Genomic DNA, 23,452 nt, shown 5'->3' on the forward strand with positions numbered 1-23,452 from the left:
CTGCCGCGCAGCAGGAGGCGACAATGACCCAACCCCAGATCATCCACACTATCGAGGTTTCCCCATTCCGCCGCTGGTCCGGCGTGACCGTGACCGCCGGTTTGGGCGCATTGCTGATCGGCGTTGCGATGTTTTCGCCGCCGCCGCAAATCCTGTCGCTACTCTTGCTGCTGGTCGTGGGCGGCGTTGCCCTGTGGCAGGCACGGCGCATGGCCCGTGCCGGCCTGAAATCCATTCATCTGACCGAGGATGCGCTGATTGACGAGGAGGGCACCGTCCTCGCCACACTTGATGAAATCACACAGATCGAGCGTGGAACCTTCGCGCTGAAACCCTCTAACGGATTTGTGCTGGTCCTACGCGAACCGCGCCCCCGCCACTGGGTGCCGGGCCTGTGGTGGCAAAAGGGACGCAAGCTGGGCATCGGCGGCACAGCCCATCCGCAGCAGACCAAGAATATGGCCGACATCATCCAGACCATTCTGGCCAAGCGCGACGGCGGGTTTTAGCGCCTCCGCGCCAAGCAAATCGTGTGCCCGCCGCAGGTCGGATCCTCGATCACGAAATCGAGCAAATCAAACCCGTTTTCATCCAGCAGCCGCGCGTAATGATCCGTGGCAAGACTGGCATGATACACATCCTCACCCCCGACCTGCCCCCACACTTCGCCCGCTGACGGTCCGCATGTGAACATCAGCGGTGCACCGGATTGCGCCTGTGCCCTGAAAACCGGAAACATCGCGGCCTGATCGGTCGGCTTCAGGTGGAAAAAGCTGTTCCACGCGATGATTCCCGCAAATTTCCGACCTAGATCAAGGCCGCGCATATCCGCCTGCACCCAGTCCTGATCCGGCATCCGCTGCTGCGCCAATGCCAGCATCGCCGCCGCACCATCCACACCGGTCACCGAGCGTCCCCGCCGCATGAACCAATCGGCAATCGGCTGACCCGCGCCGCAACCCAGATCCAGCACCGGCCCGTCGGGCATTAACGCCGCAAACCGGCTTAGCCAGTCCTCCTCCATCCCGCGACGCCGCCTCGCGTCAAAGGAAACCGCCTGCCGTTCATAGGTTGCCAAAATATCCTCGGGCCCGCGCCGCACCGCCAAATCGCCCAGCCAGCGCACGATAAACATATCGCGCCCGTCCAGCGGCAGCCCCCGCGCCGCAGGCCGATGCCGCAATCGCACAGCGTCCAGCAGCACGTCGTCATCCGCCACAGCCGTCCAACCCGCCGCGCGCGCCGCCGCGCGAAAATCCCCCGGCGCGGCGACACCCTCTGGCACGAGGATCGCATGCCCCTGCGCGGCCAAGCGGCCCCAGTCGAACAGTGCCCCCGGATCGGATTTGCGCCCCGGTGCCAGATCGGAATGCCCGATTACATTCTGCTTTGGAATATCCCAGCGCCGACGCATCGCGCGCAGCAACCCATCCAGCGCCCGCATCTGCACATCGGGAAAGGCGCTAAACCCGTCATTGTCCAGCTCCACCCCGATGGAGTGCGAGTTCACATCCGTGATGTCGCCCCATGCGCCCGCACCCGCATGCCAAGCACGCTGATCCTCCGGCACCAATTGCGTTACATCCCCGTCCCGCCCGATCACATAATGCGCCGAGACCTGATGCTCCTCCTCGCAAAGCCGACAAATCGCCGCCTCCGCGCTGTCCATCGCCGTGTAATGCAGCACGATCAGCGAGGGTACATGCCCCCGCCGATCGCCGTAATTCGGCGAAGCTCGCTGCGTGATATCCAAGCTTAGTTCGCCGCGACCCACGCGGACAGGATATCGCGCGCAGCAATCAGATCGCCCTTGTCGATCATCTCGGTCACGGTGTGGATATAGCGGGTACCAACTACAATTCCGACAGCCCGCGCGCCCGAAGCAGCCTGCTGCGCCGCCGCGCCATCCTGCCCGCCAGCGGCAAGGATTGTGCGCTGGAACGGAATATCCTTGGACCGCGCCAAGGCCTCGATTTCCTCAACCAAGGCGATGTCGGCGATAAAGCTGCCATCCTTGATATGCATTCCGAAACCCTTGCCCTGAACGGTCACGGCCTCCTGCTTGGGCACGCCGGGCGTGTCGCAGGACAGGGTGGTGTCGATGCCAAAGCCGATATCAGGCTGGATTTTATGGGTCGCGGTGCGCGCACCGCGCAGACCGACCTCCTCCTGCACTGTGAACACAACGTGCAGCTCACATTCATGGCCGCTTTCCTTGGCGGCGCGCAGGGCCTCAATGCCCAGCCAGCACGCGATGCGGTTGTCCAACGCCTTGGACACGACCTTGTCGCCCATCTCCAGAAACGGCTCGTCCATCACGACGTAATCGCCAACCTGAACCTTCTCCGCAGCTTCCTTGCCCAGACCGATATCGACGAAAAACTCGGAGATCGCAGGGATTTTCTTGCGATCCTCAGGCGAAGCGATGTGCACAGGCTTGCCGCCCGGATTCATCACGCCCTTGATGTCGCCATCCTTGGTGCAGATCATCACGCGGCGCGAGAACAGGTTGCGGTTATCAAAACCACCGACCGGATTGACGTAAATCCAGCCTTCCTCGCTGACATGGCTGACCAGAAAACCGATCTCGTCCATGTGGCACAGCATCATCACCCGCTTGCCCGGTCCGTTGCGCTTGGCCATCAGGCTGCCCATGGGATCAACTGTGATTTCGTCGGCCAGACCCTCGATCTCGGCCATAATCAGGTCGCGCACGCGGTTTTCACGCCCCGGAACGCCAGGGGTTTCGCATAGACGCTTGAGCAGATCGGTATCCATTGGGTGTCCTCCTAAGGGTTGAGCCCGAACATAATCGCGCCGCCACGGTTTCGCACCCCCGCCTTTCGGCTTTGCGCAAATTGGTCGGGCCCACTAGTACCTGATCTGATTGTAACGATCACAAACTCTACTATCACATCGCGTCAGTGACCCTGTTCAAACGGCGCGGACGGCGCTATCTGAAACAATATGAGCATGTCGTACAAATCCCGCCGCCGCTGGTCGATCTTCCTCCTGCTGGTTGGCCTGCCCCTGTATATTCTGGTGGTCTGGGCCATCATGGGCAATCTGCCCCGCCTGCCCATTCTGGTGGAGCTGGTGCTCTACGCCTTCTTTGGCATCGCATGGGCATTGCCATTCAAGAATGTTTTCAAAGGCGTGGGCAAAGCAGATCCAGATGCTGACCCCGACACCGGACCAGACGCAAAATGACTTGCCGCGTGCAACCTTGCACCAACCGTTGAAATACTCGACAAAGACCTGACTTGACGCACGAGAGGATACGCCATGGCTGACGGAGCGACCCAGATGAACGATACCCCCACCCGCGAGATTTCCGTCCGCGACGCGTTCGGCATCGACAGCGATATGACGGTAATGGGCTTTGACGCCATGACCGATCGCGTGCCAGAGGCTGATCCGACATATCAGTTCGACCGCGACACCACTCTCGCGATTCTGGCCGGTTTTGCACATAACCGCCGCGTCATGGTTCAGGGTTATCACGGTACGGGTAAATCCACCCATATCGAACAGGTCGCATCGCGCCTGCACTGGCCCTGCGTTCGTGTGAACCTCGACAGCCATATCAGCCGGATCGATTTGATCGGTAAGGACGCGATCAAGCTGAAAGACGGCGTTCAGGTTACCGAATTCCAAGAGGGCATCCTGCCATGGGCCCTGCGCAACCCGACCGCGATTGTATTTGATGAATATGATGCTGGCCGCCCAGATGTGATGTTCGTGATCCAGCGCGTGCTGGAAAAGGACGGCAAACTGACGCTGCTCGACCAGAATCAGGTCATCACGCCGAACCCCTACTTCCGCCTGTTCGCGACGGCCAACACGGTCGGCCTTGGCGATACGACCGGCCTGTATCACGGCACCCAGCAGATCAACCAGGGTCAGATGGACCGCTGGTCGCTGGTCGCCACGCTGAACTATCTGCCCCATGATGCAGAGGCGAATATCGTCATCGAGAAAAGCCCGACCTATCAGAACGAGGCCGGACAAAAGGTCATCAGCCAGATGGTCACCGTGGCCGACCTGACGCGGACCGCGTTCATGAACGGCGATATCTCTACCGTCATGTCCCCACGCACCGTGATTGCATGGGCTGAAAATGCGCGCATCTTTAACGATGTCGGCTTTGCGTTCCGTCTGACCTTCCTCAACAAATGTGATGAGCTGGAGCGTCAGACCGTGGCCGAATTCTACCAGCGCTGCTTTGACGAGGAACTGCCCGAGAGCGCAGCAAGCGTCAGCTTGGGGTGATCGTGGCATATGCAGTACGGGTCCCCTCTCCCACTGGTGGGCGAGGGAGAGGGTGGGGGTTTTCCCCGCAATACTCGACCGTTTTACTGCGCAGCCACATAGCAGCCCGAAAGCAGCCACATAGCAGCACCCTAATTCTTGATCCGGCGGAGGCCCCATGAAACCCATCGACAACCCCGCCGATCCATTCAAAAAGGCCCTCGCGGACGCCACCCGCACTCTGGCGAACGAGCCTGAGATGAAGGTCACCTACTCCGTTGACCCGCCCGGATTATCCAACGATTCCGCACGCTTGCCGCAGGTAACCCGCCGCATGACGCGGGATGAGGTGATGCTGGCCCGCGGCGTGGCCGATGCCTACGCGCTTCGCACCCGCTTTCATAATTCCTCAACCCATGCGCGCTATACTCCGCAGGGCGAAATGGCCCGCAATATATATGAGGCAATGGAAACCGCCCGATGTGAGGCTGTAGGCACCCGCGCCATGCCCGGTTGCGCAGGCAATATCGACGCGAAAATCGCGGCGGAGGCTAAGCGCCTGGGATATGGCGATATTAAGGAGGCCGCACAGGCCCCTTTGGCCGAGGCTGCTGGCTATCTGGTTCGCCATTTGGCAACGGGCCGCGAACTGCCCGCCGGTGCGGCCAATGTGATGGAGCTGTGGCGCGGTTTTCTGGAGGGACAGGCCGGCGATACGCTGGATAATCTGGATGACGTGCTGTCAGACCAAAAATCCTTCGCCCGCTTTGCGCGGCAGGTCATCGATGATCTGGGCTATGGTGAGGAACTGGGCGACGACCCGGATGCCGCCGAGGACCCCGAGGATGACGGCTCCGAGGTCGAGGAGGAAAACGACCCCGAATCGCAGGACGATCAGGGCGACGACCAGCAGGATAGCGACAGCTCGGACGAAACATCCGAGGAGCAATCCGAGGCAGACCCGGACGCCGCCGAGGCACAGGTCGCGCAGGACGATTCGGATGAGAATGAGGTGACCGAGGAGGCACAGATGCAGGAGGGCGAACCTCCCGCCGATCTGCCGTCCCCCCCAATCAGCGAGGCCGACCCGGGTTACAAGGTCTACAATACTGATTTTGATGAAGAAATCGCCGCCGAGGACCTCGCCGGACCGGAAGAACTGGTTCGCCTGCGCGCCTATCTCGATCAGCAATTGGAACCGCTAAAGGGCGCCGTCAGCCGACTGGCCAACCGCCTGCAACGGCGGCTTCAAGCGCAGCAAAACCGGTCATGGGATTTCGATCAGGAGGAGGGCGTTTTGGACGCCGGCCGCCTCGCCCGTGTCGTCGCCAACCCGACCATGCCGCTCAGCTTTAAGGTCGAGCAGGACACCGAATTCCGCGACACCGTGGTTACGCTGCTGATCGACAATTCCGGCTCCATGCGCGGTCGCCCGATCTCCATCGCGGCGATCTGCGCCGATGTGTTGAGCCAGACGCTGGAACGGTGTCAGGTTAAGGTCGAAATCCTAGGCTTCACCACCCGCGCGTGGAAGGGTGGGCAGAGCCGTGAGAATTGGTTGCAAAGCGGGCGCGACGGAAATCCCGGTCGCCTCAATGACTTACGCCACATCGTCTACAAACGCGCCGACGCCCCATGGCGGCGTGTGCGACCCAATTTGGGCCTGATGATGAAGGAAGGCCTGCTCAAGGAAAACATCGATGGTGAGGCACTGGAATGGGCAAATAAACGCCTAACAAGCCGCCCCGAGGCACGCCGCATCATGATGGTAATCTCGGATGGCGCACCGGTAGATGATTCGACGCTCAGCGCGAATCCGCCAAACTATCTGGAAAAGCACCTGCGCGACGTGATTGCCATGATCGAGAAGCGCAAACAGGTGGAGCTGCTGGCCATTGGAATCGGGCATGACGTCACCCGCTATTACCAGCGCGCCGTTACGATTACCGATGTGGAACAATTGGCCGGTGCAATGACCGAACAGTTGGCTGCGCTATTCGAAAGCGACCCGCGCGCCCGCGCACGGGCAGATCGCCGCCGCGGTTAGCCCTGCAAAACGTCTAGGCATCCGGTGCGGGCCAGCAGGTCACGCACCGGTGCGCTCAACTCGGCCTGAGCAAAGATTTCCCGCAGCCGCGTCAAACACTTACCCTGCCAACGGTAGGGCATGTTCGTGAATGGTCCCGAGGCAAGATCGACCTGTAAAACCTGCTCACTATCCTGCAAGGCATCAGCATTCGCGGCCAAAAATGGCAGGTAATCCGTGCCAATGATGGTCAGGATCGCCACCAAACCTTCCAGCGATTCCGGTATCCATTCGCCATCCAGACCGGAAGCATCATCGATCCGGCGCAGCCAGTGCAGAACCTCTGGCGCCTCAACTCGCATAATCTCAGCCGCGGCTGGATCGAGGGCGAGCTGGCTCAATTGCCCGAACAGAGCAAAATCGGCAAGGCTGGGACGGGTTCCGAACAGGTATCCCTGCCCCGCACAAATTGGACGTAGCGCGGCCAACACGGCGCGGTATGTCGCCTCGATCACCGGTCCGTTTTCCGCAGTCGCCCCGATCATCGGCATGCGGCCGGATTGACGTTTGCGCAAGGTTGGGCCAATGCCCTCAGCCGTTTGGTTTGGCAGTGCGGACGCAACCTCCGCCGCAATCCAACTGGTTGCAAAGCTTGCGGAATTATCGTCGCGCCAGCGATACCAGAACATCGCCTTGGTCAGCCACTCGTCGGCCATATCTTCAATCAAATGACAGAGAAACGCTTGATCCCTGGGCGGGATCGTGCCGCGATCATTGACGATCTCTGTTTCCAGCACGGTCGCGATGGTCGTCGAATCAGTCAGGTCGCGGCCCATCGGGTGACGCAGCACAGGCAACAGAATCGGAGAGACCCCCACCTTTCGCCCCGTCAGTTGCGGCAATTCGACGATCCAATCGACCGGAATGCGTCGATAACGCATCAACGCCCGAATCTTCATGGAATAAGGTGAGGCCGTAAGGCCGATCAGTTCATATCTAGCGCTCATTCCGCAACTTCGGCCAGTGGCTCCGCGCCTGCAAGTCGAAACGCCATATCGACATAGCGTGTTGCGATTGCACCGGCAGGCAAGCGCCCACCATCGCGATACCACGTCGAAACACCGGTCAACATTGCGATCATTGCCATCGTCGTCAGGCGCGAATCTGTATGCTCGAACGCCCCCTCGGCCACACCGGCGGTCAGGATTTCCTCGATCACATGCTCATAATCACGGCGCAGCCGCTCAATCTCCGAGAAGTTTTCAGGCTCCAGATTGCGCAGTTCCATATAGGAGATGAACACTTTTTCGGCGCGCATGATGTGGTAATCGATGTGAAACCGGACAAAACGCTCTAACCGGATCACGGCGGGGGTTTCAACGGGTGGACTGTGCTGTTGCCAACTGTCCAACAAATGCACGAGGTGCCCACGCATAATGTCGAATAGCAGGCTCTGCTTATCAGGCGTGTACAGATACAACGCCCCTGCCTGCACGCCCACCTCACGCGCGATTTGGCGCATAGAAACAGCCGCGAACCCGTATCGCGCGATCAGCCTGATCGCAGCATCCTCAACCATAGCGCGGGTTTTTTCCCCGCTTGATCCGCTTTTGCGCGCCATCATATTCCCCCTACACAACCGCACCGTAACTGAACGGTCGTGCAATTGACAGCCGAACACGGTCCCCCCCTGAAATGGAACAGGCGACCTGAGATTTATCAGGTTTCGGTACGGAACCGGCTCTTGGGGTAAACGCCCAGAATCTTTAGCGAGGACGTGAAATATTCCAGTTCCTCCAGCGCGCGCGCGACGGCTGGATCATCGGGGTGGCCGTCAACCTCGGCAAAGAATTGCGTCGCAGTGAACGAGCCGTCGATCATATAGCTTTCAAGCTTGGTCATGTTCACGCCATTGGTCGCGAAACCGCCCATCACCTTGTACAGCGCGGCAGGAATGTTGCGTACGCGAAACAGGAAGCTGGTCATCATCGGGCGTCCAACTGATTCCGGCATCACCCCCTCAGGTGCCATGACAAGGAAACGTGTGGTGTTGTTCTGCGCGTCCTCGATATGGCGCGCGATAACGTCCAGGCCGTAAATCTCACCTGCCAGTTCGGATGCAAGGGCCGCGAGGGCCGGTTTTCCTGCCTCTGCAACTGCACGCGCAGATCCGGCAGTATCAGCACCGATTAGCGTTGCGATTCCATGTTCGCTCAAAAAATCTCGGCATTGGCCTAGCAATACGGTGTGACTCATCGCCTCACGCACATCGCTGATCTGCGCGCCGGGAACGGCCAGCAGATTGATGTGAACGCGCACGAAATGCTCGCCCACGATTCCCAGACCGCTCTCGGGCAGCAACTGATGTACGTCGGCCACACGGCCATATGTCGAGTTTTCGACGGCAATCATGCCCAAATCAGCTGCACCCGAGCGCACAGCCTCGATTGCGGCCTCAAATGTGCGGCAGGGCAATGGCTCCATATCAGGGTACATTTCACGGCATGCCTGGTGCGAATATGCCCCTAGCTCACCCTGAAACGAGATCTTACCGCTATTTGTCTGAGTGCCCGTCATCTGTCTTGTCCTGCCTCAAGTGTCGCGCCAATGTAACGTGTGCGCATCGTCGCGCCTTCTATACCTTGAAAAGCCCGTCATGGAACGGGTAGTACACGCGAGATAGAATTTTCGTGCGGGGCCTGCGATCTGGCCCATCGGCGCGACACATGTTCAGGAAGGCACCGTCGCATGGGCAGTTTGGAATTTCAGAAGATCTTCGCAAGCGTTATAGGCGCCTTTCTGGCGCTGTTGCTGTTTACGTGGGTCGGCGACCTTGTTTACGGCCTTGAGGAAGGCGGCCACGGTGACGAGCATCACCTAGCATATGAGATCGAGTTGCCCGAGGGCGACGTAGCCGAGGTTGCGGTCGATGAGGGCCCATCCATTGGTGAGCTGCTGGTCACGGCATCCGCCGAAAGCGGCGAAGGCCTGTTCCGCCCCTGTACTGCGTGCCACAGCGCAACAGACGAATCCAACAAGACCGGTCCATACCTGCTGAACGTCGTTGGACGTGACATCGCATCGGTTGATAGCTTTGGTGGCTATTCCGACGCGCTGACCTCGCTAGAGGGTGCATGGACGGCTGAGGCGCTGTCCGCATTCATCGAAAGCCCACGCGCATATGCACCGGGCACCGGCATGAGCTATAGCGGCATGCGCCGCGCCGCTGATCGGGCAGATGTCATTGCCTATCTGGTTTCCACCTCAGGTCAGAACCTTGAGGACTTCATCGTTCTGCCAGAGGCAGCACCGGTCGAGGAAGCTGCCACTGAGGAGGCTCCGGTAGAGGAAGCTGAAGCCAACGACGAAGCAGCACCAGCAACTGAGGGCGAAGCTGAGGCAACCGAGGCCGCACCCGCCGCCGAAGTTGAAGAAGCCCCTGTTGAGGAGGCCCCTGCCGAAGCAGCACCTGCTGAGGAAGCACCTGTTGAGGAGGCAGCGCCTGTAACCGAGGCTCCTGTAGAGGAAGCGCCCGCCGAAGAAGCTGCACCCGAAGTTGTCGAGGAAGAAGAGGAAGCCGCTGCCGAGCCAGTCGTTGAGGAAGCCGTCACGGAGACAGCCGCAACCGACCTGCCAGAGTTCATGGTAAATGCCAGCGCCGAAGATGGCCGCCGTGCGTTCCGCCCCTGCATGGCCTGCCACACGCTAGATGAGGGTGCGAACCGCGTTGGTCCGTCCCTTTACAACGTCGTGAATAATGACATCGCGTCGGTAGAGGGCTTCCGATACTCCTCCGCAATGGCGGAACTGGAGGGCAACTGGACCTATGAGAAGCTCAACACATATCTTGAGGCACCTCGCAGCACTGTTCCCGGTACGCGCATGGCATTTGCCGGAGTGCGCAGCCAACAGGACCGCGCCAACCTGATCGCGTTCCTGGAAACATCTGGACAATAAGCCGTCCAGCTATTGAATTTACAAAGGGTCGCCCCAGTGGCGGCCCTTTTTCGTTAGGTTAACCAATTCAGAGCATCCAACGCCCCATGATCACGTTTTCATGAGGGTTTCGCGCCTTGCTCTCCCCCCTGTGCCGACCTAACCATTATAGACAAGGAACCTTTTCGAAACCGGAGGCGGCAAGCATGACACGACGTCGGATGAAGCAAAGCACGACACAGGCCCTGTCCAGTGAAGTCCCGCTGACACGACGTTTAATGTTAGGCCTATCCGGATTGGTCATCGCGACCGCCATGATCGTGCAGCCGCTATATGCGCAAGACGATGAAACGATCATCACCGCGCATGGCATCTCCTCGTTCGGTGATCTGAAATACGGGCCGGATTTCGAGCATTTCGACTACGTAAATCCCGATGCACCGCGCGGCGGTTATTTCACGACATGGGGCTTTGGCTCGTTCGACTCGGTTCGGCCATACATCTTGCGCGGCAATGCGGCGGGATCGGCCGGTATCCTCTACGACTCGCTGCTGACCGGATCAGCGGATGAGCCGGACGCGCTATACGGTCTGGTTGCGGAAACCATCGAATATCCCGAGAGCCGCGAGTGGATCATCTTTAACATCCGCCCCGAGGCACGATTCCACGATGGCAGCCCGATCACGGCTGAGGATGTCGCCGCATCCTACATGGCGCTGTATGAAAAGGGCCGCCCGACATACCGGCTGGGCATCTTCCGCGATGTGCTGGGGGTTGAGGTGCTGGACGAGCACCGCGTGAAATACACCTTCCGCGCGGATGCACCACTGCGCGATATGCCCGGCATGGTTGGTGGTTTGCCGATTTTTCCTGCCGCGTGGCTGGCTGAAAACGACTTCGCTGAATCGGGTCTGGAACCTGTCCCCGGCTCCGGCCCCTATCAGTTGGAAAGCGTCGAGGGCGGGCGCTCCATCGTGTATAGCCGTGTTGAGGATTACTGGGGCGCAGATCTGCCCGTCAATGTCGGCCAGAACAATTTCGACGAGCAGCGGGTTGAGTATTACGCCGATTCCACCGTGGCGTTCGAGCAGTTCAAGGCGCTGGGATATACCTTCCGCGCTGAAAACTCCTCACGCCTATGGGCGACGGCCTATGAATTCCCCGCGCTGGAAAATGGCTGGGTCGTGGCGGAGGAGTTGATCGACGGCACACCCACCGGCACGCAGGGTTGGTGGTTCAACCTGCGCCGTGAGAAGTTTCAGGACCCCCGTGTCCGCCAAGCCATTGCGATGATGTTCAACTTTGAATGGTCCAATGACGCGCTGTTCTATGACCTATATGCACGGACTGACAGCTTCTGGGAGAATTCCTACCTACAGGCGGAGGGGGTGCCCGACGCGCAGGAACTGGCGATTCTGGAGCCCGTTCGCGGCATGGTGCCCGAAACCGTGTTCACCGAACCCGCCTATTCCCCCATCGTGTCCGAGCCTGTGCAGCTAGACCGCCGCGTCCTGCGCCAAGCTGCTGCGTTGCTGCGTGAGGCAGGATATACATTGAGCGATGGCACCTTGATCGATGCGAATGGTGAACCGTTCGTCATTGAAATCCTCAACGATAGCCGCGCGTTTGAGCGGATTATCAACCCGTTCATCCAGAACCTTGAGCGGCTGGGCATTCGGGTTGAGGCTCCCACCGTTGATCAAGCACAGGCAGCGGAGCGTGAGAAGAATTACGAATTCGACCTGACCTCGCGCCGTTACCGGATGAGCCTGACCCCCGGTCAGGAGCTGGTGGGTATCTTCGGCTCGACCTCAGCCAATGAGCTGGATACGGCCAACGTGATGGGCCTGCAAAATGAGGGCGTGGATTACCTGATCGAGCAGATCGCGCAGGCTGAAAAACGTGATGAGCTGAATGTACGTGTACGGGCGCTGGACCGTGTTCTGCGCAGCCTGCACATCTGGATTCCGCAATTCTATAGCGGCCGTCACTTCGTCGCCTATCTGGACGTTTACGGGCAGCCGGAAATACAGGCCCCCTATTCCATCGGCACAAATGCATGGTGGTGGGATGCGGAAAAGGCTGACGCGCTGCGTGCGGCCGGGGCGCTCTGATCCATCATGGGCGCTTATATCCTCAGACGTTTACTCCTCGTGATTCCGACGCTGTTCGGGATCATGCTTATCAACTTCGCATTGACGCAGTTCGTCCCTGGTGGGCCGATCGAGCAGATCATCGCCGAAATTAACGGCGAGGGCGGCATTACCGATCGCATCTCCGGCGGGTCTGGCGATGCCGGAATCTCGAACGGGGATGTTGAATATCAGGGCGCGCGTGGCCTGCCCGCTGATTACATCGCGGAGCTGGAGGCGCAGTTCGGGCTGGATAAGCCGCCGCTAGAACGCTTTATGACCATGATGTGGAACTACGTGCAGTTCGACTTTGGTGAGAGTTATCGCCGCTCGATCTCCGTCGTGGATCTGGTGTTTGAGAAGATGCCGGTCTCAATCTCACTGGGATTATGGTCCACGTTGATCGCCTATATGATCTCCCTGCCATTGGGCATTCGTAAGGCGGTCAAGGATGGCAGCCGCTTTGACACATGGACCTCCGCGATTATCATCGTGGCCTATGCGATCCCCGGTTTCCTGTTCGCGGTTCTGCTGATGGTGCTGTTTGCGGGCGGATCATATCTGCAAATCTTCCCTGCACGGGGGCTGACCTCATCCAATTTCGATGAGCTAAGCTTGATCGGTAAGGTTCTGGACTATTTCTGGCACATCGCCCTGCCTGTAACCGCGACGACGATTGCCAGCTTTGCCACGCTAACCCTGCTGACGAAAAACTCGTTTCTGGATGAGATTCGCAAGCAATATGTGATGACCGCACGTGCCAAGGGGTTGAGCGAGAAGCAGGTTCTGTACGGCCACGTTTTCCGCAACGCGATGCTGATTGTGATCGCCGGTTTCCCCGGATTGTTCCTGTCGGTTTTCTTCTCCGGCAGCCTGATTATCGAGACGATTTTCTCGCTCGACGGTATGGGCCTGTTGGCATTTGAGGCAGCGGTCGGGCGCGATTATCCTGTGGTTTTTGGCACGCTGTTCTTCTTTGGCCTTGTCGGTCTGGTCGTCGGCATTTTGTCGGACCTGATGTATGTCTTCGTCGATCCCCGCATTGATTTCGAGAGTCGCAACACATGACGCTCAACCCCCTACAAAAACGGCGTATTGCCGCGTTCAAGGCCAATAAACGTGCGTTTTGGTCACTTTGGATATTCCTGATCCTGTTCGGATTGTCCCTGTTTGCCGAACTGCTGGCCAATGACAAGCCCTTGGTAATCTCCTATCGCGGTGAGCTTAGCTTTCCCGTGTTTGCAGATACCTATGAGGAATCCGAGTTTGGTGGCGATCCCGGCCTGAACGCTGATTTCACCGATATGGCGATCCAATGTTTGATCCGCACCGGTGGCATCGAGGATTGCTATTACGAGCCTGAGGACATCATAGCCGAGGCTGAAAGCGGCACCGTAGCGGGTGAACCGGTGGAGGCAGGTTGGATCATCTGGGCGCCCATCCCCTATTCCTTTGACACTGTGAATGACGACGTGTTCCGCGCGCCGAGCGCACCGGACGCGAACCATATCCTAGGCACAGACGATACAACCCGCGATGTGCTGGCCCGCGTCATCTATGGCGTGCGCACTTCGCTTCTATTCGCCATCGCGACCGTAGGGATTTCATCCATGGTGGGGATTGTTGCGGGGGCCATTCAGGGCTTCTTTGGCGGCTGGGTTGACCTGTTATTCCAGCGCTTTATCGAGATTTGGGGCGGCGTGCCGTTCCTATATGTCATCATCATCACAGCGGCCGTTTTCACCATGAACTTCTGGTTACTGGTGGCGCTGATGTCAGCATTTTCCTGGACCGCATTGGTCGGCGTGGTCAGGGCGGAGTTCCTGCGCGCGCGGAATTTTGAATATGTACGGGCGGCACGCGCGCTCGGCGTATCGGACCGCGTCATCATGTTCCGGCACATCCTGCCAAACGCGATGGTTGCCACACTGACGCTGATGCCGTTCCTGATTACCGGTGCGATTGGAGGCTTGGCGACGCTCGATTTCCTCGGGTTCGGGTTGCCGTCCAGCTATCCATCCTTGGGCGAGGTGACGTTGCAGGCGCGTGAGAACCTGCAAATGCCGTCGTTGGCCTTTACCGCGTTCATCACATTTGCAGTGCTGCTATCGCTATTGGTCTTCATTTTCGAAGGGGTGCGCGACGCATTCGACCCGCGCAAGGTGCTGGCATGAGCTTACTAAACGTCAAACATCTGCGTGTTTCCTTTGGCGACATGCAGGCCGTAAAGGGTGTCAGCTTTACCGTTGAAGCAGGCGAGGCCGTTGCCTTGGTCGGTGAATCCGGTTCCGGAAAATCGCTAACCGCGCTGTCCACCGTGGACCTGTTGCCGGATGTGGCCACGGTTGAGGGCTCCGTCACATTTGAGGAACGCGAAATTCGCGGTGCCGATGACGCAACCCTGCGCGACATTCGCGGCAACGATATCAGCTTTATCTTTCAGGAGCCGTTGACCTCTCTCAACCCGCTGCACACGCTGGAAAAACAACTGGGCGAAAGCCTCGCCCTGCATCAGGGGTTAAGCGGGAATGCTGCGCGCACCCGTATCATTGAGCTGCTCGAACGTGTTGGCATTGTGAATGCGCAGGAGCGCCTGACCAGCTATCCGCACGAACTGTCCGGTGGGCAGCGACAGCGCGTGATGATCGCTATGGCGCTGGCAAACGGGCCCAAGCTGTTGGTGGCGGATGAGCCGACCACCGCGCTGGACGTTACGATTCAGGCGCAAATCCTCGATTTGCTCAAGGACCTGCAACGGGATGAGGGGATGGGCATGTTGTTCATCACCCACGATCTTACCATTGTCCGGTCCATCGCGGATCGTGTTTGCGTCATGAAGGACGGCGAGATTGTTGAATCAGGCCCCACACAGCAGGTTTTCGACAATCCGCAGCACGACTACACACGCAAGCTGTTGGCGGCGGAGCCATCAGGCGCCCCCGCCCCCCTGCCCGATCCAGCGCCCGAACTGATCAGCACTGATGACCTGCGCATCTGGTTCCCGATCAAAACGGGTTTCCTCAAACGGACCACTGGTCATGTGAAGGCAGTCAACGAAGCCAATATTTCGCTGCGCGCCGGTGAAACGCTGGGCATTGTGGGGGAGTCGGGTTCCGGTAAAACCACATTAGCGCTAGCGGTGATGCGGCTGATCTCCTCAAAGGGTCCGATCAATTTGATGGGGCGCGATATACAGGGCCTCAGCAACCGTGCACTGCGGCCTGTGCGCGCCGATATGCAGATGGTGTTTCAGGACCCCTATGGCTCCCTCTCACCCCGTATGAGCGTGGCAGAGATCGTGGCGGAGGGGCTGGGCGTGCATGGCACCACCGCCAAGCAGGATCACCGGCAGATGGTTGCCGATATCCTCGACGAAGTGGGCATCGATCCGCAGGCCATGGACCGTTACCCACACGAATTTTCCGGCGGACAGCGCCAGCGCATCGCGATTGCGCGTGCCATGATCCTGCGACCCAAAGTGGTTGTGCTCGATGAGCCGACCTCCGCGCTGGATATGACCGTGCAGGTGCAAATTGTCGCCCTGCTGCGCGATCTACAGGCGCGCTACGGGCTGGCCTATATCTTCATCAGCCACGACCTGAAGGTTGTGCGCGCGATGAGCCACCGCGTGATGGTGATGAAACGGGGGGATGTGGTTGAGGAAGGCGACGTGGAGACGATCTTTGATCGCCCTCAACACGAATATACCCGCCAATTGATGCGCGCCGCGCAGGTCAAACAACGATAGTAAAACGCCCCGGCCTTAACAGCTGGGGCATTTTTTTAGGCGCGCAATGTGCCGCCTGTCGCCTTGGCCACTGCGGCCACGACCTTGGCGCCGACAGCCTCGATATCTTTGTCCGTCAGGGTAGCATCTGTAGGTTGCAAACGCACTGCGATGGCGATGGATTTGCGCCCCTCACCCATTTGCGCCGCTGCCTTTTCGCCCGCGAACACGTCAAAGACGCTGACATCGACGATCAGTTTTTTATCCGCGCCCTTTGCCGCGCGAACCAGCTTGTCTGCCTCCACATCCGCATCCACAACGAAGGCGAAATCACGCTCAACCGGCTGCAAATCCGACAGGATCAGCGCGCCACGGGTGGAGGTTTTCTGCTTCGGGAACGGGATCTTGGCCGGGAACACGGTAAAGGCGACCGCTGGCCCCTTGATGTTCAGCGCGCTCAGGATGCGGGGGTGCAGTTCACCAAACACCGCCAGCGGGTTTTTCGGCCCTAAACCCAGCACGGCGGAGCGGCCCGGGTGGAACCAGTCCGGCGCGTTGCGCAATGGCATCAGGCGATCCACAGGCGTGCCCAACTCAGCCAGCAGCGCCTCCGCATCAGCCTTTGCATCATACAGGTCCACGCCACGACGTGCCTCATGCGCGTTGCGTGGAGCCGTCTGGCCGATCAGAACGCCGGAAACGCTGACAACTTCATCCCCCGGTTCGCCACCGGAAAACGCGATGCCTGCCTCGAACAGCGCCAGATCAGCAAAGCCACGGGCCTGATTTCGTGCCGCTGCCGTCAACAGACCGGGCAGCAGATCGGGGCGCATATGGCTCATCTCGGAACTGATGGGATTTTCCAGACGAACGTCCTCACCACCGCCACCGAACAGGGCCGCGTGGTCCTGCTGGATGAAGCTGTAGGTCACGCATTCGTTGTAGCCCAGCGTTGCCACCTTGCGCCGCGCCGTGATCAGGCGTGTTTGCATCGGGGTTTGCACCGCATCGGCCACACCAGCGGACAGGCGGGGCATTGGTTTGCCCTCCAGCTTGGTCAGGGACGCAACGCGCGCGACCTCCTCAACCAAATCAGCCTCACCATGCACATCGGGGCGCCATGATGGCACGGCCACCTCAACAGTCGTGCCGCTATCGGTGCAGGTAAATCCTAGGGCGTCGAGGATGCGGACCTGCTCCTCACGCGCGATTTCCATACCGACGAGGCTGATAACACGCGCAGGGTCCAACGTCAAGCTGCGCGCCGTATCGGGCACCGCCCCAGCCTGAACAACATTCGACGGCGTACCCCCGCAAATGTTGAGGATCAGCCGTGTCGCCAGCTCAATTCCGCTACGGGTAAAGGCAGGATCGACGCCACGTTCAAACCGGTAGCGAGCATCGGAATTGATCTTTAGCGCGCGGCCAGTATGGGCAGTGCGGATCGGGTCGAACCACGCGGATTCAACAAAGACATCCGTGGTTTCCGCCGTGCAGCCGGACACCTCGCCGCCCATCACGCCACCAATCCCCTCGGCGCCGGCATCATCTGCCACGACCGTCATTTCGGGGGTCAGCGCGTATTCCTTACCATCAAGGGCGAGGATGCTCTCCCCCTCCTTGGCAAAGCGGACCTGAATGTCGCCTGTCACCTTGGCCGCATCGAAAACATGCAGCGGGCGGGCGCGATCATAGGTGACATAGTTGGTGATATCGACCAGCGCGGAAATAGGCCGCAGGCCGATGGCGATCAGGCGCTGCTGCATCCACTTGGGCGATGGACCGTTGGTCACACCCTTGATCAAACGTCCGGTGAACAGCGGACATGCGGCGTCTGCCACCTCATCCGCCAAGGAAACGTTGATCGAGCTATCGAACTCACCAGCAATTTCAGGCACATCGGCAGGCTTCAACGTGCCAATGCCACGTGCCGCCAGATCCCGCGCAACACCCCGAATGCCGAGCGCGTCAGGCCGGTTTGGCGTAATCGCGATCTCAATCGTGGAGTCGTTCATCTGCGCAAAGTCGATATAGCGCTGACCGACCTGAGCGGTTTCGGGCAGTTCGATAATGCCGTCATGCTCGTCGGACAGTTCCAGCTCACGCTCGGACGCCATCATGCCGAAGCTTTCAACGCCGCGGATTTTGCCAACCTGAATCGTAATGTCGAGGCCGGGGATATAGTCGCCCGGCTGCGCCACAACCACCTTGATCCCCGCGCGCGCGTTCGGTGCACCACAGATGATCTGCTGCTCACCGGTTGCGGTTTCCACGGTACAGATGCGCAAACGGTCGGCGTCTGGGTGCTGCTCCGCCGATTTCACATACCCGATGCGGAACGTGCCGAGGCGATCGGCAGGATCGTCCACGCCCTCAACCTCAAGGCCCAGATCGGTCAGCGCATCAAGGATTTCGTCGAGGGATGCCTCGGTGTCGAGGTGATCCTTCAGCCAGTTCAGGGTGAATTTCATGGCTGGTCTCCTGCAAGGGGTCGTGTCGTCATCTGGCTGGGTCGGGCGGTCATCTGCTTACAGTCCAGCCTGCACCATGGGGCGGTTCAGCGCGCTAAAGCCGTAATGGCGCAGCCAGCGCAGATCGCTGTCGAAGAAGGCGCGCAGGTCGGGAATGCCGTATTTCAGCATCGCCATCCGGTCGATTCCCATACCAAACGCAAAGCCCTGATATTTCGAGGTATCAATCCCGCCAGCGTTCAGCACATGCGGGTGGACCATACCGGAGCCGAGAACCTCGAGCCAGCTATCGCCCTCACCCACACGCACCTGACCGTCCTGCCACGAGCACTGGATATCCACCTCAGCCGAGGGTTCGGTGAACGGGAAATGCGAGGCGCGGAAGCGGGTGCGAACCTCACGACCGAAGAACGCGGTAAAGAATTCCTCAAGCGTCCATTTCAGGTTCGCCATGGAGATATCTTCGCCCAGAGCCAATCCTTCGATCTGGTGGAACATGGGGGTGTGCGTCTGATCGTAATCGGCGCGGTACACGCGGCCCGGTGCGATGATGCGGCAGGGCGCACCGTATTTCTGCATGTGCCGGATTTGCACCGGCGATGTGTGCGTGCGCAACACATGCGGCGGGCGATCATCGCCATCCGCACGTGCGGTATAGAACGTGTCCATCTCGGCCCGCGCGGGGTGGTGCGATGGAATGTTGAGCGCGTCGAAATTGTACCAGTCGGTTTCGATCTGCGGGCCCTCGGCCACGGCGTAACCCATATCGGCAAAGATCGCGGTCACTTCTTCCGTCACCTGCGAAATCGGGTGAATCGTACCCTGACGCATCGGGCGCGGGGTCAAGCTGACATCCATCCACTCGGAGCGCAGACGCTCCTCCAACGCAGCATTGGCCAGGCTTTCCTTGCGCGCAACCAGTGCGGAGGTCAGTTCGTTTTTCAGCGCGTTTAGCGCGGGGCCAGCGGTCTGGCGTTGCTCAGGCGTCATTTTGCCCAGCTCGCGCATTTTCAGGCTGACCTCGCCCTTTTTGCCGATAGCGGCAACGCGAGTATCCTCAAGCGTGGACTCATCAGAAGCATCGGCGATGCGGGTGAGCCAGCTTTGGCGCAAAGTGTCGAGATTGGTCATATCTGCCCTCAGTCTGAACGTGTGCCGGAGGTATCATATAGGCCCCCGAATGCAAGCTCAGGCGCGGGCATAGCCCCGCTCCAGCTCGATCAGATTGCGTTTCCGCCACAAACCGCCACCATAACCGGTCAATGCGCCGTCCGATCCGATCACCCTGTGGCATGGAACCACCAGTGCAATCCGGTTTGCACCATTGGCCCGCGCCACGGCACGCACCGCACTGGGCCTGCCAATTTCGCGCGCAATATCGGCATAGGCACGGGTTTCACCGGCAGGTATCGCGACCAAAGCCTGCCAAACGGTGCGCGTGAATTCGCTGCCCTCCAGCGCCAAGGGCGTGCGGAACGTGGCGTTTTGACCTGCGAAAAACGCACCCAGTTCCGCCTCGACCTGATCCGTGGGGGCATAACGCCCCAACCCAAGGCTACCCTTTGACGCCTTTAGCAAATGGCGAAGCGAGCTGGGCAATGCCGGTCGATCCGAAAATTCCAGCAGGTGCAGTGCACTGCGATCACTGACCGCGACCATCGCGCCCAGCGGCGTATCGATCCAATCGGCGCGCAGCAGCGCATCCTCCGCGAATTTGGCAGGTGCTTGGCCGAGCAATTTAGCAAATGCGGCGCGAAAGGCAGCAGGGGAATCGTAACCTGCATCCAACTGCGCCTCGATCACCTTGCCGCCCTTGGCCAGCACGCCCGCGCTTTCACGCAATCGGCGTAGGCGGGCCATTTCGAGGAAGGTGATCCCGAACTGCCGTTTAAACGCCCGTCGCACGGTTGAGGGGTCAAAGCCACGGGCCACCACGTCATCCTCGCTCCATCGCCGAGCGGGGTCAGCCTCCAGCGCGGCGACCAATGGCGCAACGCTAGGTTCCGCACCGCTGCCACAGGCCAGCGGATGACAGCGACGGCATGGGCGAAAGCCTGCCTCAAGGCACCCCGCGACCGTTTCGTGAAACCGGCAATTCTCACGCTTCGGCTTTCGCGCGGGGCAAGTCATGCGGCAGAATACACCGGTGGAGGTCACGCCGACATAGGCACGCCCCTCCCACGCGGCATCGCGGGCAAGCAGCGCGGTATATAGCACCGCATCATCGGGAAGATCGAACAACATGCGCAATCGTATCCCGCCGTCCAGGTAAATGTCGCCTGATATCGGGCAGCTATTCCGGATTGCGATGCAAAACGCAAAAGGCCCCGCAGCTTTCGCTACGAGGCCCCTCGAAAATCAATGCAACTGCGAATTATGCAGCAGCTGGCAGTGCCGCCTTGGCCTGATCCACAATCGCGTTGAACGCGTCGGGCTCATGCACTGCGAGGTCGGCGAGAACCTTACGGTCCACTTCGATACCAGCAAGGGTCATGCCGTTGATGAAGCGGCTATATGTCAGCGCCTCATCATGTGCGCGAACACCAGCGTTGATACGCTGGATCCACAGCGCGCGGAAGGACCGCTTACGCGCCTTACGGTCGCGTGTCGCATATTGCTGCGCCTTATCGACGGCCTGTGTGGCGGTGCGGAAGTTCGTGGAACGCGCGCCGTAATAGCCTTTGGCCTTTTTAAGGACCTTCTTGTGGCGGGCGTGGGTGACGGTACCAGACTTAACTCGTGACATGTGTGCGCCCTCCTATCAGCGGTTGTAAGGCATGTATGTTTTTACGATACCTTCATCCTGCTTAGACAGGACTGTGGTGCCGCGTGCGTTACGGATGAATTTCCGTGTCCGCTTGATCATGCCGTGACGCTTGCCAGCCTGGCCAGCTTTCACGCGACCGGAGGCGGTCATTTTGAAACGCTTTTTCGCGCTCGACTTCGTCTTCATCTTGGGCATTTCGATCTCCTTTCGAAGAGGTCGTGGTGATGCGACTCGGCAGCCCTTGTTCGCCGGGCGCATCGTGATTGAGCGGCTTCTATATGCAGGCTGGTGGGTATTGGCAATAGCCACTGCACGATTGGCACGGCCCGCATGATATACGCCGTAGATAAATGCGAATGAGGCACCGGTTTCCCGATGCCCCACCCCTAGAAAACTTCTGCTGCTACCCGAATTAGCGCCTGCATTACGGCAGGGAAGCTCGCCGGTGCCGGCGTCAGGAATTCGATATATAAACCGATCCCCAGTGCCAGTGCCGCCCAACCTGTCGCGCGGATCAGCGTGCGCTGGCCACCGACCGCTGCCTCAACAGCGCGGCCGATCATGCCCAGCGTCGCCAATCCAAAGGCAAAGAGAAGCCAGAAGAGTGGGGTCACCCCTGCTCACCTTCGTAGATTTCCGACTCGCGGCACGGTGCCACGCGCAGGATATTGGTTGTGCCCGGCGTGTTGAATGGAACGCCCGCAGTTACGATGATCTTGTCGCTCTCATCCGCAAAGCCCTCACCCACGGCGGCGCGCACAGCGGCCACAACGGCGAGCTTAAAGCGGTCAACAGCAGGCGTCACAACGCAGTGCAGCCCCCAAACCAGCGACAAGCGACGCGCAGTGCCCATCAGAGGCGTCAGCGCGATCACCGGCACGCGAGGCTTTTCACGGCTGGCCAAGATTGCGGTCGTGCCCGATTGGGTAAAGCAACAGATCGCCTTAACCTCGATGGTTTCGGCAACTTCGCGTGCAGCAGTGGTGATCGCATCTGCCATACCGCGGCTGGCGCGGGTGCGGCTGGATTCGATGATCTGGCGGTACACGTCGTCCTGCTCCACCTCGACCGCGACGTTGTTCATGGTCTGAACCGCCTCAATCGGGTAATCGCCGGCCGCGGATTCAGCGGACAGCATGACTGCGTCTGCGCCCTCGTAAATCGCGTGTGCAACGTCGGACACCTCAGCCCGTGTTGGGACCGGCGCGGAGATCATGCTCTCCATCATCTGGGTCGCAACGATAACCGGCTTACCAACCTCACGACACTGACGGATCAGCTTTTTCTGGATTGGCGGCACGGCCTGAACCGGCAGTTCCACACCCAGATCGCCACGGGCAACCATGACGCCGTCTGTGACCTCAAGGATCTCATCAAAGGCACGCACGGCGGCGGGCTTCTCGATCTTGGCAATCAGTGCGGCGCGGCCTTTGGCAAGGTTGCGTGCCTCCAGAACATCCTCGGCACGCTGAACGAAGGACAGGGCCAGCCAGTCAACACCCAGTTCGCAGACGAATTCCAGATCGGCGCGATCCTTCTCGCTCAACGCGGCGAGGGGCAGCACAACGTCAGGAACGTTCACGCCCTTGCGGTTCGAAATCTCTCCACCAACCTCAACCACGCAGTCGGCGCTGGTTGCATCGCAGGATTCAACGCGAACGCGGATTTTGCCGTCATTCACAAGCAGGGTCGAACCTGCCTCAAGCGCCTCAAAGATTTCCTTGTGCGGTAGTTGAACCCGTGTCGCATCGCCTGGTGCATCGTCCAGATCGAAGCGGAAGTTCTGTCCCTCAGCCAGATCAACAGGACCATCTGCAAACACGCCGCAGCGCAGTTTGGGGCCCTGAAGGTCGGCTAGAATGCAAATCGGCCGTCTGAGCTCATGCTCAATTTCACGAATCAACTGATGGCGCTCGGTGATTTCCTCATGGCTGCCATGGCTCATGTTCAGGCGGAACACGTCGGCCCCTGCCTCGAACAACGCTTTGATCATCGCGCGGCTCGACGATGCCGGGCCCAAGGTGGCCACAATTTTAACTCGGCGATCGCGTTTCATCTTGTATTTCCTTCTGTCCGGGGCCGTACAAAGCCCAAAGCGGTTCGGTCGCATTGGTCTTTACTGGCACAGCCCCATCATGTCGC

Annotated in this window: 21 protein-coding genes; 9 read left to right on the plus strand and 12 right to left on the minus strand. The window is 59.6% G+C overall.

Annotated elements, in window-relative coordinates:
• Positions 1-23: 23 nt before the first annotated feature.
• The gene (locus CR254_RS01735; protein WP_097928079.1) at positions 24-509 is read left to right on the plus strand and encodes a hypothetical protein; all 486 of its coding nucleotides are present in this window, start codon (positions 24-26) and stop codon (positions 507-509) included.
• On the opposite strand, the gene CR254_RS18325 is transcribed toward CR254_RS01735, so the two are convergent.
• Entirely contained in the window at positions 506-1,753 is a 1,248-nt protein-coding gene (locus tag CR254_RS18325; RefSeq protein WP_342744459.1) for an N-acetylmuramoyl-L-alanine amidase, read from the minus strand. The genes CR254_RS01735 and CR254_RS18325 overlap by 4 nt on opposite strands.
• Positions 1,754-1,755: 2 nt before the next feature.
• A complete protein-coding gene (locus CR254_RS01745; protein WP_097928080.1) occupies positions 1,756-2,778 on the minus strand; it encodes a M42 family metallopeptidase in 1,023 nt (340 codons plus the stop codon).
• Between the two features lie 189 nt (positions 2,779-2,967).
• Between CR254_RS01745 and CR254_RS01750 the strand changes: the two genes are divergently transcribed.
• The 3 genes from CR254_RS01750 to cobT all read left to right on the plus strand — a co-directional run bounded on the left by CR254_RS01750 (position 2,968) and on the right by cobT (position 6,298).
• Entirely contained in the window at positions 2,968-3,210 is a 243-nt protein-coding gene (locus tag CR254_RS01750; protein WP_097928081.1) for a DUF2842 domain-containing protein, read from the plus strand.
• A 75-nt stretch (positions 3,211-3,285) separates the two neighbouring features.
• Positions 3,286-4,272, plus strand: a complete 987-nt coding sequence (gene cobS / locus CR254_RS01755; RefSeq protein WP_097928082.1) for a cobaltochelatase subunit CobS — start codon at positions 3,286-3,288, stop codon at positions 4,270-4,272.
• A gap of 157 nt (positions 4,273-4,429) precedes the next feature.
• Positions 4,430-6,298 (plus strand): cobaltochelatase subunit CobT, encoded by a 1,869-nt coding sequence (gene cobT / locus CR254_RS01760; protein ID WP_097928083.1) that lies wholly within the window; start codon positions 4,430-4,432, stop codon positions 6,296-6,298.
• On the opposite strand, the gene CR254_RS01765 is transcribed toward cobT, so the two are convergent.
• The 3 genes from CR254_RS01765 to CR254_RS01775 all read right to left on the minus strand — a co-directional run bounded on the left by CR254_RS01765 (position 6,295) and on the right by CR254_RS01775 (position 8,854).
• Positions 6,295-7,284: a glutathione S-transferase C-terminal domain-containing protein gene (locus CR254_RS01765; protein WP_097928084.1), complete on the minus strand. Its 990-nt coding sequence runs from the start codon at positions 7,282-7,284 to the stop codon at positions 6,295-6,297. The two genes, cobT and CR254_RS01765, sit on opposite strands and share 4 nt — an antisense overlap.
• The gene (locus CR254_RS01770; RefSeq protein ID WP_097928085.1) at positions 7,281-7,898 is read right to left on the minus strand and encodes a TetR/AcrR family transcriptional regulator; all 618 of its coding nucleotides are present in this window, start codon (positions 7,896-7,898) and stop codon (positions 7,281-7,283) included. Before CR254_RS01770 ends, CR254_RS01765 begins: the two co-directional genes overlap by 4 nt.
• Positions 7,899-7,996: 98 nt before the next feature.
• Entirely contained in the window at positions 7,997-8,854 is an 858-nt protein-coding gene (locus CR254_RS01775; protein WP_097928086.1) for a prephenate dehydratase, read from the minus strand.
• A 171-nt stretch (positions 8,855-9,025) separates the two neighbouring features.
• Between CR254_RS01775 and CR254_RS01780 the strand changes: the two genes are divergently transcribed.
• From CR254_RS01780 to CR254_RS01800, 5 genes are all read left to right on the plus strand, one after another.
• Positions 9,026-10,234 (plus strand): c-type cytochrome, encoded by a 1,209-nt coding sequence (locus CR254_RS01780; protein WP_097928087.1) that lies wholly within the window; start codon positions 9,026-9,028, stop codon positions 10,232-10,234.
• Between the two features lie 185 nt (positions 10,235-10,419).
• Positions 10,420-12,327 (plus strand): extracellular solute-binding protein, encoded by a 1,908-nt coding sequence (locus CR254_RS01785; RefSeq protein ID WP_245851344.1) that lies wholly within the window; start codon positions 10,420-10,422, stop codon positions 12,325-12,327.
• 6 nt (positions 12,328-12,333) lie between these two features.
• A complete protein-coding gene (locus CR254_RS01790) occupies positions 12,334-13,413 on the plus strand; it encodes a microcin C ABC transporter permease YejB (protein ID WP_097928089.1) in 1,080 nt (359 codons plus the stop codon).
• Positions 13,410-14,519 (plus strand): ABC transporter permease, encoded by a 1,110-nt coding sequence (locus CR254_RS01795; protein WP_097928090.1) that lies wholly within the window; start codon positions 13,410-13,412, stop codon positions 14,517-14,519. Before CR254_RS01790 ends, CR254_RS01795 begins: the two co-directional genes overlap by 4 nt.
• Positions 14,516-16,093 (plus strand): ABC transporter ATP-binding protein, encoded by a 1,578-nt coding sequence (locus CR254_RS01800; RefSeq protein ID WP_097928091.1) that lies wholly within the window; start codon positions 14,516-14,518, stop codon positions 16,091-16,093. Before CR254_RS01795 ends, CR254_RS01800 begins: the two co-directional genes overlap by 4 nt.
• A gap of 35 nt (positions 16,094-16,128) precedes the next feature.
• Here the strand turns inward: CR254_RS01800 and pheT are convergent, their stop codons facing one another.
• From pheT to pyk, 7 genes are all read right to left on the minus strand, one after another.
• Entirely contained in the window at positions 16,129-18,543 is a 2,415-nt protein-coding gene (gene pheT / locus CR254_RS01805; RefSeq protein ID WP_097928092.1) for a phenylalanine--tRNA ligase subunit beta, read from the minus strand.
• Positions 18,544-18,600: 57 nt separating this feature from the next.
• Entirely contained in the window at positions 18,601-19,674 is a 1,074-nt protein-coding gene (pheS, locus tag CR254_RS01810; RefSeq protein WP_097928093.1) for a phenylalanine--tRNA ligase subunit alpha, read from the minus strand.
• Between the two features lie 57 nt (positions 19,675-19,731).
• Positions 19,732-20,787 carry a bifunctional transcriptional activator/DNA repair enzyme AdaA gene (locus CR254_RS01815; RefSeq protein ID WP_097928094.1) on the minus strand — a complete coding sequence of 352 codons (1,056 nt, stop codon included), beginning with the start codon at positions 20,785-20,787 and terminating at the stop codon, positions 19,732-19,734.
• Between the two features lie 130 nt (positions 20,788-20,917).
• The gene (rplT, locus tag CR254_RS01820) at positions 20,918-21,289 is read right to left on the minus strand and encodes a 50S ribosomal protein L20 (protein ID WP_097928095.1); all 372 of its coding nucleotides are present in this window, start codon (positions 21,287-21,289) and stop codon (positions 20,918-20,920) included.
• A 15-nt stretch (positions 21,290-21,304) separates the two neighbouring features.
• The gene (gene rpmI, locus CR254_RS01825; RefSeq protein ID WP_097928096.1) at positions 21,305-21,505 is read right to left on the minus strand and encodes a 50S ribosomal protein L35; all 201 of its coding nucleotides are present in this window, start codon (positions 21,503-21,505) and stop codon (positions 21,305-21,307) included.
• Between the two features lie 191 nt (positions 21,506-21,696).
• Positions 21,697-21,924: a hypothetical protein gene (locus CR254_RS01830; protein WP_097928097.1), complete on the minus strand. Its 228-nt coding sequence runs from the start codon at positions 21,922-21,924 to the stop codon at positions 21,697-21,699.
• On the minus strand, positions 21,921-23,366 hold the full coding sequence (pyk, locus tag CR254_RS01835) for a pyruvate kinase (RefSeq protein ID WP_097928098.1): 1,446 nt from the start codon (positions 23,364-23,366) through the stop codon (positions 21,921-21,923). The genes CR254_RS01830 and pyk overlap by 4 nt, the downstream gene beginning before the upstream one ends.
• Positions 23,367-23,452: the final 86 nt, after the last annotated feature.

Origin of the sequence: Pontivivens marinum (genome assembly GCF_900231835.1) — a bacterium.
In the GTDB taxonomy this organism is placed as follows: Bacteria; Pseudomonadota; Alphaproteobacteria; order Rhodobacterales; family Rhodobacteraceae; genus Pontivivens; species Pontivivens marinum.